This is a genomic window from Pseudooceanicola sp. (genome assembly GCF_041987405.1).
Lineage (GTDB): Bacteria > Pseudomonadota > Alphaproteobacteria > Rhodobacterales > Rhodobacteraceae > Pseudooceanicola.
The window spans coordinates 482,014-493,768 of record NZ_JBHIWR010000002.1; the positions used below are offsets into that span (position 1 = coordinate 482,014).

Below are 11,755 nucleotides of genomic sequence, written 5' to 3' on the forward strand. Positions count from 1 at the left end.
GGGATGGGGAAATCCGTAGGGAGTTCTGAGCCGGCCGGAATCTCCGGGTAACGGCGCCCTTTCATGACGTCTGCGATACGACCCTGATTTATCCTGTAGTAGGCAGCGATAGGACCGTAGTGATACCCGCGCTCACGCGCGAGCTTGATGACCGGAACCATCTCCGGTGTAAGTGGCTGTTCGTGCTTATGGTCGTCCATATGCGACATAGCTGATGCCCCTCCTCGGGGCGGATTGTCGCAAAGCGCGTGCTTGACCGCAGATTTTTTGGCGGGCAAGCTGCCCAGCAGGAGGACACGCTTCGCGTTTCTTCGAACCATATGGCCCGGGGCGAGATGTGGTGTTGAACCCCGGGTCATACCCTGCTTATGGTTATAATCCGGTTTCCGGGTTGCAATCGTCAACGCCATTTTCAGACTAAATTCGCTTGACGTGGTTCTGCCCAGAATCAGCTTCCAAAAGATGCTGAGGGAGTCGAAAAATGTCCAATGCTTTTAATGATTTAACTTCGCTGCGCGAAAGGTTCGGCATAGCACTTTAGACTGTGGTTAGTCGTTCGATACGCCCGAAAAAATACCATCAGGCATATTTCTCATTGACGACCGGAGAATCACCTTTCGTTTGGACACCACATATAGGGAATGGTGCGAAACCTCAGGAATGCTGTGTTTCACATAATGGCTATTCCCGTCTCGATCTGTCGCTGCGTAGCCGAGGATCGGGTGTCCGGCTGAGCTATGGTCTTTCCCGACGGTTTCATCAGCCTGTCGGATGGGTGCGGGTCAGAAGCTCACCTGAGCGTTTCTCGTTGCCAAGGTGACGCAAAACTACCGTGCCCAGTGGGACATTAGCTGCTCTGCATACGAGCTCCTGCTTTGGGGCAAAAACATGCTTGAACACCTCACGTGTTACAAGATAACTATCTCGATACGTTATAACATATCTTGACTGGGGCTCACGGTCGTCCCTCGACCGCGTCTTCCGATCCTCAAGAACCATGACCCCGGCGCGCACGTGTCCGGGACCGGAGATTTAATGCCATGTTTGATGTAGTGATCGTTGGAGGAAGCTTCGCGGGCCTTAGCGCCGCCCTCCAACTTGCCCGGGCAAGCCGATCCGTTCTGATCATGGATGACGGCCATCCGCGAAACCGCATGTCTCCGGCTGCTCATGGCGTGCCAGGCTGGGACGGTGTGCCCCCAGCAGAGATCCTCATACGGTTTCGGGCAGATCTTGCGGGTTATCCGACCGTCAGCTTTCTGAACGACAGGACAGACGACATCTCGGGCGCTGTCGATGCTTTCGAGGTGACTACTCAGAGTGGAGAGTGCATCCGAGCACGCCGGATCATCCTGACGCATGGCGTGCGGGACATCCTGCCCGACTTGCCGGGCGTGGGCGATGCATGGGGGCTCACCGTCCTGCATTGTCCCTACTGCCACGGTTATGAGGTGAAGGGTCGTCCGCTGGCTGTGCTCGCGACAGGCCCGATGGCCGCCCATCAGGCGCATATGCTCCGCGCCGACTGGAGCGAGGATGTCACCGTTCTGGTGAATGGTGTCGACGGCCTCGATCAACAAGCACTGAGTGCGGCCCGCATCAGGGTCGACGCGCGAACATTCCTGCGGCTCGAGTCCGGCGACGGTATCCGGGTCACCTTTCAGGACGGACCGGCAGCTGATTTCGCGGCCATCTTCATCGCCCCGAAGGTCGACCTTGCAGGTTCTCCGGCGGTGCGTCTGGGGGTGGGAATGTCCGATGGTCCAATGGGCCCCTACGTCCGCACCGGACCGATGCAGCAGACCGATATCCCAGGTGTCTTCGCCGCCGGCGACCTCGCCACACCGATGTGGAACGTCAACTTCGCCGTCGGTGACGGAGCTCGCGCCGGTGCGGGCTGCCACCAGTCGCTTCTCTTCCCCGATTTCATTCCAGCTCTTGAAAAGGAGGCAGCATGACGACCGCCGCTGATCCCCGCCTTCCCGTGACCGTCCTGTCCGGTTTTCTGGGCGCGGGCAAGACAACCCTGCTGAACCGTGTTCTCAACAATCGCGACGGACGCCGCGTCGCCGTCATCGTCAATGACATGTCCGAGGTGAACATCGATGCCGACCTCGTCCGCGCAGATACCGAACTGTCGCGCACCGACGAAACACTGGTCGAGATGTCGAACGGCTGCATCTGCTGCACCCTGCGCGATGACCTGTTGCAAGAGGTCCGCAAGCTGGCCGGGGAACGACGGTTCGACTACCTGCTGATCGAATCCACCGGGATATCCGAGCCGCTGCCCGTCGCAGCCACCTTCGATTTCCGGGATGAGCTGGGCGAAAGCCTGTCTGATGTCGCGCGGCTTGATACCATGGTGACCGTTGTCGACGCGGTGAACCTGCTCAACGACTATGCCAGCCACGATTTCCTGAGCGACCGGGGCGAGACACTGGGTGAGGAGGACGAGCGCACGCTGGTCCACCTGCTGACCGATCAGATTGAGTTCGCCGATGTGGTCATCCTGAACAAGGTCTCTGACGCCGGGCCGCAGAAAGTGGATGCGGCGCGCAAGATTATTCGCAGCCTCAATGCCGACGCGTGGATCATTGAAACTGACCAATCCAACGTTGAGCCGCGCGCGATCCTAAATACCGGTCTTTTCGATTTCGAAAAGGCACATGAGCATCCGATGTGGGCGAAGGAGCTCTACGGTTTCGCCGACCACGTGCCCGAGACCGAGGAATACGGCGTCACCTCCTACGTCTATCGCGCGCGTCAGCCGTTCGACCCATCCAAGGTCATGGAGGTCCTGAACGGAGACTTGCCCGGTGTGATCCGCGCCAAGGGGCATTTCTGGATCGCGACCCGGCCTGACTGGGTGGCGGAGTTTTCGCTGGCCGGAGCGCTTTCATCTGTGGCGCCGCTTGGTCAGTGGTGGGCCACAATCCCACGCGACCGGCACCCCGATCACGACGGCGCCCGGGCCTATCTCGCCCAGCATTGGCAGGAGCCCTGGGGCGACCGGCGACAGGAGATCGTGTTCATCGGGGCGGGGATTGACTGGCCGTCGCTGAAGGCCCGGCTTGATGCGGCGCTGGTGCCAGCGCACATCGCGCCCGGCCCGGATGCCCTGCCGGACCTGCCGGATCCATTCCCGGTTTGGCGGCGGGCAGCAGCATGAGGCGCAACGTCTCCACCTCGCTCCGTCGCCGCCGCAGACCTGCCGATCCGATGCAGGCCTATGATGCCCTGCCGCGACCCTTGCGCGCCTGGTTGGCAAAGGCCGCGCTGCCGTGGTCGCCCGCCTGCTGCCGTCGGATCTGGGCCAAAGCCCGGGCCGCGGGCGCAAGCCCTGACGACATCCTCGACCGGCTCGACCGGGCCGAACAGAAGACCCTTTCCCGCGACCGGTTCTCGCTACCCGCCATGAGCCGCGCGTCCCTCACCGATCAACAGGATCAAAGACAATGAAGCATTCCTTGGCAGTCCTTGCCGCCGCCTTGATCTCATTCGCGCCGCCCGTCCTGGCCGACGACACGCTGGACGTTGTCGCGCAGTTCGAAATCCAGTCGCCCGAGCCCTCGACCTCCGGCTATATCTTCACCCGCATGGGCGTGGCCGAAACGCTGACCAATGCCGATCCCGAGGGCGCGTTGACGCCCGGTCTCGCGACCGAATGGGTGACGTCCGAGGACGGCCAGACCTGGACCTTCACCCTGCGAGACGGGGTGCTGTTCCATGATGGCGCCGCGATGACGGCGGATGCGGTCGCGAACGCTCTGACCATCGCCCGTGCCAAGCCCGGTCCGCTGGCGAAGACCCCTGTGACCGCGATCGAAGCGGGCGACGGCGCCGTCGTTATCACTCTGTCCGAACCCTTTGCTGCGCTCCCGGCTTACCTCGCCCACTACAGCGCGCAGATCCTCGCACCCGCCGCCTACGGGGCGGATGGCGCGGGGATCGAGATCATTGGCACCGGCCCCTACAAGGTGACTGATCTTGCCCCGCCGTTGAGCCTGAAGGCCGAAGCCTTCGCTGACTACTGGGGCAGCGCACCGCATGTGCCGAACGTCAGCTACGCCGCCGTCAGCCGGGTGGAGACCCGTGCGCTGATGGCCGAATCCGGGGACGCGGACTTCGTCTTTGGCCTCGACCCGGCCTCGGTCGCGCGACTGGCTATGTCGGATACGGCCACCGTGCATTCCGTCGCGATACCGCGCACGCTGCTCATGAAGGTGAACGCCAGCCATCCCGCCCTGTCCGAGCCCGAGGCCCGCAAGGCTCTGTCCCTTGCCATCGACCGCGAGGGCATCGCCAAGGCCGCTCTGCGCTATCCCGAAGGGGCAACACAGCTGTTTCCGCCGTCGGTTGGGGACTGGCATGACGACAGCCTTGCACCGCTGGCCTACGACCCGGAAGAATCAAAGGAACTGTTGCTTGGCCTGGGCTGGACCGCTGGCAGCGACGGCATTCTGACCCGGGATGGAGAACGCTTTGCCCTGACCCTGACGACCTATCCAGACCGGCCCGAGCTGCCTCTGGTCGCGGCGGTGCTGGAGCAACAATTCCGTGCCATCGGGGTGGAGCTGACGATCAATACCACCAACTCGTCCGAGATTAGCTCGGGCCATCAGGACGGCTCGCTCGACCTTGGCCTGATCGCGCGGAACTTTGGTCTGATCCCGAACCCTGTCGGCACGGTTCTGTCCGACTACGCTCCGACCGGCGACTGGGGGGCCATGGGCTGGCAGAACGTCGAGATCGTGGACTTGGCACGAGCCGTCGGACGCGGCGATGGCGGTGACGATGCGCGGAAGCGGATTGCCGAGATCCTGCAAACCGAACTGCCGATTATCCCAATCGCCTGGTATCGCCAGACGCTGGCCGTGGCCAAGGGCGTCGAAGGCACGATGATCGACCCGTGGGAACGGACGTTTGGCCTGCAAGATCTGAAGCTCACGCAATGAACACGTTGATCACACGTGGCATCCAGGCCCTGATGGTGGCGGTCCTGATCGGGGCCGCCACGTTTGCCATGATGCGCGCCCTGCCGGGTGATGCGGCCTATCGGATCGCCGCCGGGCGCTATGGCTACGACAATGTCGATACCGCTGCCGCCGACGCGGTGCGCGATGAACTGGGGCTGGGCGGTCCGGCGCTGCCCGCGTTCCTCAACTGGTTGGGCGATCTGCTGCGGCTGGATTTTGGCACGTCGCTGGTCACCGGCCAGCCGGTGATCGAAGAGATCGGGCATCAACTGGGCGCGTCGATGGCGCTGGCCGGGGTCGCGGTGCTCTTGTCGCTGATCCTCGGGCCACCCCTGGGTATCCTTGCCGGGCTCCGGCCCGGTGGCGCGCTCGACCGCGTGCTTCTGGTCGTCTCGACGGGGCTGAAGGCCGTGCCGCAGTTCCTGATGGCCCTGATCCTCATCCTGATCCTTTCGGTGCAGTTCCGCCTGCTGCCCGCCGCCGGGTATGGCGAGGCACGGCACTTCATTCTGCCCGCTCTGGCGCTGGCACTCGGGCTGGCCGCCGTCAATGCGCGGATCGCGCGGGACGCCATGGCGCGGATCGCGGCAATGCCCTTCTACAGCTTTGGCCAATGGAAGGGGCTGAGCCCGCGTCAAACGCTCTGGCGGCATGGGCTGCGCAACGTCTCGGTCCCGCTGCTAACCTATCTCGGGCTTCAGTTCGTGACGCTCGTCGAAGGCGTCGTGGTGGTCGAGGCGGTCTTTGGCTGGCCCGGCATCGGTCATGCGCTGGTGCACGCGATCTTTTCCCGCGATGTGCCGATGGTGCAGGGCACGGCGCTGTGCCTGGGGCTGAGCTTTGTTCTCATCAACGCCGTCATCGACCTTGTCACGCAGCGCATTGATCCGAGGAGAGCCGCATGACCGACGCCGTGATGATCCCGCGCCCTGTGGGCCATGCGACACGCTGGACGGGGGCCGTTCTGGTCGCCGCCGTGCTGATCTTTTCCCTGATCGGGCCGCTCGCCGTCCCCGGCGATCCCTTCGCGCAGTCGCTGATGAAGGCGCTGTCTGGGCCGGAGCCCGGGGCACCGCTTGGCTATGACCACCTTGGCCGGTCGATTTTTCACCGGCTGGCCCATGCCCTGCGCCTGTCGCCCGCTATCGCCATCGCGGCTGTGCTGACCGCCGGGCTTGGGGGGCTGGCCCTTGGCACGCTGGCGGCTGCGCGTGGCGGTTGGACCGACCGGATCCTGACCACTCTGGCTGACGCACTGCTGGCGCTGCCGGGGCTGTTGCTGGTCCTGATCGTGCTGGCCATCGTTCCCGGCACGGCGCTTGGCTTCTGGGCCGGACTGTCGCTGGTGCTCTGGGTCGAGTTCTTCCGCCTGACCCGTGCGGCAACGCGTGAGGTGCTTGCCTCGCCCGCCGTGCAGGCGACGCGGCTGCTGGGCTTCGGTCCAACTTACGTTTTCCGCACCCACATCTGGCCGGAAATCGCGCCGATGATGCTGACCGCAGCCGCCTTCGGCACCGCAACCGCGATCATGGCCATCGCCGCGCTGGGCTTCGTGCACGTCGGCATGCGCGCTCCGACACCGGAACTGGGCCTGATGATGGTGGAACTGCTGCCCTACTGGCGCGAGGCCCCCATGGCGCTGCTGTCGCCCGTCATCGCCACCTTCGCCCTGCTTCTGGGCCTTACCCTACTGGCGGGGAGTCGCGAGACATGACCCTTCTGAAAGCTGAAGACATCACAGTATCGCAGGGCGACACGCCGATCCTGCATCCCGTATCGCTGCATCTGGAACCAGGCGAGCCGCTGGTTATTCTGGGCGAAACCGGGTCCGGCAAGTCCCTGTTGGCGCAGGCCATCATGGGCACCCTGCCGCGGGACCTGACCGCGCGGGGCCGGGTGGCCCTGGGCGATCACCTGTTGGATGCGGCACGGCCCAATGGGTTCCGGGCGCTCTGGGGGCGTCAGATCGCAGTGCTGCCGCAGGAGCCCTGGCTGTCGCTCGATCCGCTGATGCGTGCGGAACGGCAGGTTGCCGAGGCGCATCATCTGGTGCGCGGTCTGGGGGCGGCTTACGCGCAGGCACAGGCGGCCAGCGACCTGAGCCACCTTGGCCTGAGCGGGGCAGGGCAGCGCTATCCGCACGAGCTCTCGGGTGGCATGGCGCAGCGCGTGGCCATTGCCGCCGCGCGGGCCGGGGGCGCAAGGATCGTCATCGCGGATGAACCGACCAAGGGTCTGGACGCCGCGCGTCGGGATGAGGTGGCTGACCTGCTGCTCGCCGAACTGGCGCGCGGCGGCGGGCTGCTGGTCATCACCCACGATCTGGCGCTGGCGCGACGTGTTGGCGGGAGGATGATCGTTCTGTGCGAAGGCCGCGTGGTCGAGACGGGCGCGACCGCGTCCGTGATGGGCGCGCCGACGCAGGCCTATACGCGGGATCTGATCGCCGCCGATCCGGAAAACTGGCCCCGGCGAAAACCAGCGGCGGCGGGGGCACCTGTGCTGACCGCGACCGGGCTGGCGGCAGAGCGGGGCGGGACGCGCCTCTTCTCGGACCTGTCCTTCGACCTGACCGAAGGCCGCATCCTTGGTGTGACCGGGCCATCCGGCTGTGGCAAGTCCACACTTGGCGACGTGATGCTGGGGCTGGTCCGTTGCTCCACAGGGCGTGTGGAGAAGGCCGCAGGTCTGACAGCCACAGCGCTCCAGAAACTCTACCAGGATCCGGTCGCGGCCTTTCCCCGCCGTCGTATCCTGGGGCAAACGCTCGCCGACGTCGCTCGCCGCCATGGGCAATCGCAGGCGCGGATCGACGCGCTGATGCCGCGCCTCGGCCTCGCCCCGGCGCTGTTGACGCGAAAGCCCGATGCCGTATCGGGCGGAGAGCTCCAGCGACTGGCCCTGCTGCGCCTGCTGCTGGTCCGGCCGAAGCTCATCTTTGCCGATGAGCCGACCTCTCGCCTCGACCCGATCACTCAGAAACAAGTCATTGATTTGCTCTGCGAAATGGCCGCGACCGAGGGCTGCGCCATCATGCTGGTCAGCCATGACCCGGCGCTGGTGGCGCGGACGGCGGACCACGTGCTGTCGCTGGATCCGGATGCGGCAAACGTGGATTTGACCCCGACGCGTGTCGCGGGGGCGTTGCAATGACCGGTTCAACTCTTCATCAATCAACCTCGAAAGGACCCATCATGAAACCGATCCACCTGGCCCTTGCCGCCTCGACCCTCGCCACGCCGGTGTTCGCACAGGACACCCGTGAAATGGACGCCCATGTGCACGGTGTCTCGACTGCGGAGATCGCGGTTGAACACGGCAAGGTCGAGATCAACATCCACGCGCCCGGCATGGACATCGTCGGCTTCGAATACGAAGCGACATCGGCCGAGGACAAGGACGCCGTCGAGGCCGCCATCCGCACCATGCTGATGCCCGAAAACGTGGTGGCCCTACCTGAGGCCGCTGGCTGTCGCCTGACGGAAGTGCTGGCGCACTTGCATGGCGGCGATCGTGACCACGATGACTCCGACGCGCATATGGATGGCGATCATGATCACGAAGATCATGCTGAAGGCGATGACCATGATCACGAGGATCATGCGGCCGACGATCATGACCACAGCGACGAAGCTCGACATAGCGAGTTCCACGTCAGCTATGCCTTTGCCTGCGAAGATGAAGACGCGCTGACCACGATCAGCTTCCCGTTCTTTACCCAGTTCGCAAACGCGCAAGAAATCGAGGCGCAATACGTCACTGAAACCGGTGCCGGTCAGGCCGAGATCACCCGTGACGAGCCCGAACTGACGCTGGAATGATCCTGGCATGACGGTAAGCCCGGCTCTAACTCTGAACGATGTCCGCTTCCGCTGGCCGGGGCGGGCGTCCTTCGGGCTTTCGGTGCCGGGCTTCCAAATCGAGCGGGGCGAGAGCGTCCTGCTTCTGGGCGAAAGCGGGTCGGGCAAGTCGACCCTGTTGTCGCTGATCTGCGGGATCGTCACCGCCGATACCGGTCGGGTGGAGGTCGGGGGCACCGATCTGTCGACCCTGCGCGCCGGGGCGCGGGATCGGTTTCGCGCGGAACGGATCGGAGTGATCTTCCAGCAGTTCAATCTGCTGCCCTACGCCAGCGTGTCGGACAACATCCTGCTGCCGTTGCGCTTTGCGCCCGAACGACGCAAGCGTGCGGCCCCTGACGAGGCCGCAACACTGTGCACGGCACTCGGTCTGCCCGGGGGGATCACCGGCACCACCGCCGGGCGTCTGTCGGTCGGTCAGCAGCAGCGGGTCGCCGTGGCCCGCGCCCTGATTGGACAACCACCGTTGATCGTCGCGGACGAGCCGACCTCGGCCTTGGATGCGGCGACGCAGGACACGTTCCTCGGCCTGCTCTTCGACCGGATCGCCGCGACCGGATCATCGCTGATGATGGTCAGCCATGACGAACGGCTGGGCGCGCGGTTCGATCGTGTCGTGCACCTGTCCGAGATCGCGCGGACCGAAAGGCTGGCCGCATGATCCTGCGCCTTGCCTATCGCTCGCTGCTGGCGCGGGCCCTGACCGTGGGCATGACGATCCTTGCCATCGCCCTGTCCGTCGCGCTGTTCCTCGGCGTGGAAAAGGTGCGCACAGGCGCGCGGGCCAGCTTTGCCGACACGATCTCGGGAACCGACCTGATCGTCGGGGCGCGGTCGGGTTCAGTTCAGCTCCTGCTCTATTCCGTTTTCCGGATCGGCAATGCCACGAACAACGTGACATGGGAGAGCTATCAGGACATCGCGGCGCGGCCCGAGGTCGACTGGATTGTCCCGATTTCGCTTGGGGACAGCCACCGGCAGTTCCGGGTGATGGGCACGACGCAGGCATTTTTTGAACACTACAAGTATCGCGGCGGTCGGTCGCTCGTCGTCGGACAGGGCAACGGACTCGAAGACCTCTATGATACCGTGATCGGGGCAGAGGTTGCCGCGACGCTCGGATATAAGGTCGGTGATCCGATCGTCGTGTCCCATGGGCTGGCCAGCTTCACCGAACATGACGACCAGCCCTTCCGCGTTGCCGGGATAATAGAGCGCACCGGCACACCAGTCGACCGCACAGTAATCGTCAGCCTTGAGGCAATCGAGGCGATCCATGTCGACTGGCGGTCCGGCGCGCAGATCCCGGGTCAGACCACGCCGGTCGACCGTATCAGGCAAATGGACCTGACACCCTCGGCGGTCACGGCGGCGCTGGTCGGGGTGAAATCGCGTCTCCAGATCTTCGGCCTGCAACGGGCGATCAACGAATACCCGGAGGAGCCGCTGCTGGCGATCCTGCCCGGCGTCGCGCTTCAGGAACTATGGCAGATCGTCGGCGTAGCCGAAACCGCGCTGATCGGAGTCTCCGCCATGGTGGTGGTCACAGCGCTTCTTGGGATGATGGCGATGATCTTCTCGTCGTTGAACGAACGGCGGCGGGAAATGGCGATCTGGCGCGCCATGGGTGCGCGGCCCGCGACGATCCTTGGCCTGCTGGTTCTGGAAGCGGCGCTGATGGCGACTATAGGCGCGGTGTTTGGGCTGGCGCTGCTCTATGCCGGTCTGGCGATCGCACAGCCGCTGGTCGACAGCGCCTTTGGCCTCTGGCTGCCGATCGACCCGCCGACAGCTCGGGAGATCTCCGTTCTCGCAGGTGTGATCGCCGCGGCGGCACTCGCGAGCCTTTTGCCCGCACTCCGGGCCTACCGCCTGTCGCTCGCCGATGGCATGATGGTGAGGATATGAGCAGGCATCCGTCCAGACGCGCCTTCATGGCCCTCGCCGCAGCGACCCTTCTGCCGGGGCGCGCAATGGCCAGTCCGTTCCGCGAAATCACCTGGGAGGACCTGATCCCAAAGGGCGTGCCCTATGGAGAGATCATCGGCCCCGGTCAGATCGACGCGGTGAACGATACCTGGGTGCCGCAGTTCGATGAAAATGCCAGCAAGGTTAATACCGGGCTGGACGGCAAACCTGTGAAACTGCCGGGCTACATCATCCCCTTCGATGTGACATCCGACGGCGTGACCAGCTTCATGCTCGTGCCGTATGTCGGAGCCTGCATCCACACGCCGCCACCGCCCCCCAATCAGCTGGTCTTCGTGACCACCGAAAAACCTTGGCCGAGCGAGTCCATGTGGGATCCGGTCTGGGTTTTTGGCCGCTTGTCGGCCAAAGCGATGACGACCCAGATCGCCGAGGTCGGCTACCAGATCGCGGCCGAAAAGATCGAGGTATACGAATGGCAATGACCTTCACATCGCGTCGTGCCGTGTTGCTCGGCCTTGCGGCAGCGGGGCTCGCGGGCCGAGCTGTCGCAGAGACTGTGGTCGACCTCGAATGGCGAGACCTGTTGCCTGAGGACGACCATTCTCTGCCCGGGAACCTGGCCGGGATCGTGCCGCATGATGAAAGCGACCTGGCCGCGCAGCAGCCGATGTCGACCGGTATCCGAATGGACTGGAACGGTCAGATCGTTCGGCTTTCCGGGTTCATCGTCCCGATCGACCACAAGGGAACTGGTGTCACGGCGTTCATCCTTGTGCCCTATGTCGGCGCCTGCGTGCACGTGCCGCCACCGCCGGCGAACCAGCTGGTCTTTGTAACAACGGGCACGCCCTATGAAAGCTCCGGGATGTTCGAAGCCGTGACCGTGACCGGGATGTTCGGCACTGCGTCGACATCGACACAACTGGCTGAGATCGGATATGCGCTGTCAGCTGAAGAGATCCGGCCTTACCGCGCGTAGCGGCCAAT

At 64.2% G+C, this 11,755-nt stretch carries 12 protein-coding genes; all 12 read left to right on the plus strand.

What is annotated here, in order from left to right; genetic code table 11:
• The first annotated feature begins 1,040 nt into the window (after positions 1-1,040).
• From ACFC2Y_RS07135 to ACFC2Y_RS07190, 12 genes are read left to right on the plus strand one after another with little or no spacing between them, the layout of a single operon-like run.
• Positions 1,041-1,958, plus strand: a complete 918-nt coding sequence (locus tag ACFC2Y_RS07135; RefSeq protein WP_375173944.1) for an NAD(P)/FAD-dependent oxidoreductase — start codon at positions 1,041-1,043, stop codon at positions 1,956-1,958.
• Complete coding sequence (locus ACFC2Y_RS07140) at positions 1,955-3,169, plus strand: GTP-binding protein (RefSeq protein ID WP_375173943.1); 1,215 nt, start codon at positions 1,955-1,957, stop codon at positions 3,167-3,169. Before ACFC2Y_RS07135 ends, ACFC2Y_RS07140 begins: the two co-directional genes overlap by 4 nt.
• Positions 3,166-3,459 carry a DUF6525 family protein gene (locus ACFC2Y_RS07145; protein ID WP_375186418.1) on the plus strand — a complete coding sequence of 98 codons (294 nt, stop codon included), beginning with the start codon at positions 3,166-3,168 and terminating at the stop codon, positions 3,457-3,459. Before ACFC2Y_RS07140 ends, ACFC2Y_RS07145 begins: the two co-directional genes overlap by 4 nt.
• Positions 3,456-4,955 (plus strand): ABC transporter substrate-binding protein, encoded by a 1,500-nt coding sequence (locus tag ACFC2Y_RS07150; protein WP_375173941.1) that lies wholly within the window; start codon positions 3,456-3,458, stop codon positions 4,953-4,955. The genes ACFC2Y_RS07145 and ACFC2Y_RS07150 overlap by 4 nt, the downstream gene beginning before the upstream one ends.
• On the plus strand, positions 4,952-5,881 hold the full coding sequence (locus ACFC2Y_RS07155) for an ABC transporter permease (protein ID WP_375173940.1): 930 nt from the start codon (positions 4,952-4,954) through the stop codon (positions 5,879-5,881). Before ACFC2Y_RS07150 ends, ACFC2Y_RS07155 begins: the two co-directional genes overlap by 4 nt.
• Positions 5,878-6,690, plus strand: coding sequence for an ABC transporter permease subunit (locus tag ACFC2Y_RS07160; RefSeq protein ID WP_375173939.1), 813 nt, complete (start codon positions 5,878-5,880; stop codon positions 6,688-6,690). Before ACFC2Y_RS07155 ends, ACFC2Y_RS07160 begins: the two co-directional genes overlap by 4 nt.
• Positions 6,687-8,129, plus strand: a complete 1,443-nt coding sequence (locus tag ACFC2Y_RS07165) for an ABC transporter ATP-binding protein (protein WP_375173938.1) — start codon at positions 6,687-6,689, stop codon at positions 8,127-8,129. Before ACFC2Y_RS07160 ends, ACFC2Y_RS07165 begins: the two co-directional genes overlap by 4 nt.
• Positions 8,130-8,170: 41 nt before the next feature.
• A complete protein-coding gene (locus tag ACFC2Y_RS07170; RefSeq protein ID WP_375173937.1) occupies positions 8,171-8,797 on the plus strand; it encodes a DUF2796 domain-containing protein in 627 nt (208 codons plus the stop codon).
• Positions 8,798-8,804: 7 nt separating this feature from the next.
• Positions 8,805-9,497: an ABC transporter ATP-binding protein gene (locus ACFC2Y_RS07175; protein ID WP_375173936.1), complete on the plus strand. Its 693-nt coding sequence runs from the start codon at positions 8,805-8,807 to the stop codon at positions 9,495-9,497.
• The gene (locus ACFC2Y_RS07180; protein WP_375173935.1) at positions 9,494-10,744 is read left to right on the plus strand and encodes an ABC transporter permease; all 1,251 of its coding nucleotides are present in this window, start codon (positions 9,494-9,496) and stop codon (positions 10,742-10,744) included. The genes ACFC2Y_RS07175 and ACFC2Y_RS07180 overlap by 4 nt, the downstream gene beginning before the upstream one ends.
• 26 nt (positions 10,745-10,770) lie before the next feature.
• Positions 10,771-11,250, plus strand: a complete 480-nt coding sequence (locus tag ACFC2Y_RS07185; protein ID WP_375186119.1) for a DUF3299 domain-containing protein — start codon at positions 10,771-10,773, stop codon at positions 11,248-11,250.
• On the plus strand, positions 11,241-11,747 hold the full coding sequence (locus ACFC2Y_RS07190) for a DUF3299 domain-containing protein (protein ID WP_375173933.1): 507 nt from the start codon (positions 11,241-11,243) through the stop codon (positions 11,745-11,747). Before ACFC2Y_RS07185 ends, ACFC2Y_RS07190 begins: the two co-directional genes overlap by 10 nt.
• Positions 11,748-11,755 lie beyond the last annotated feature (8 nt).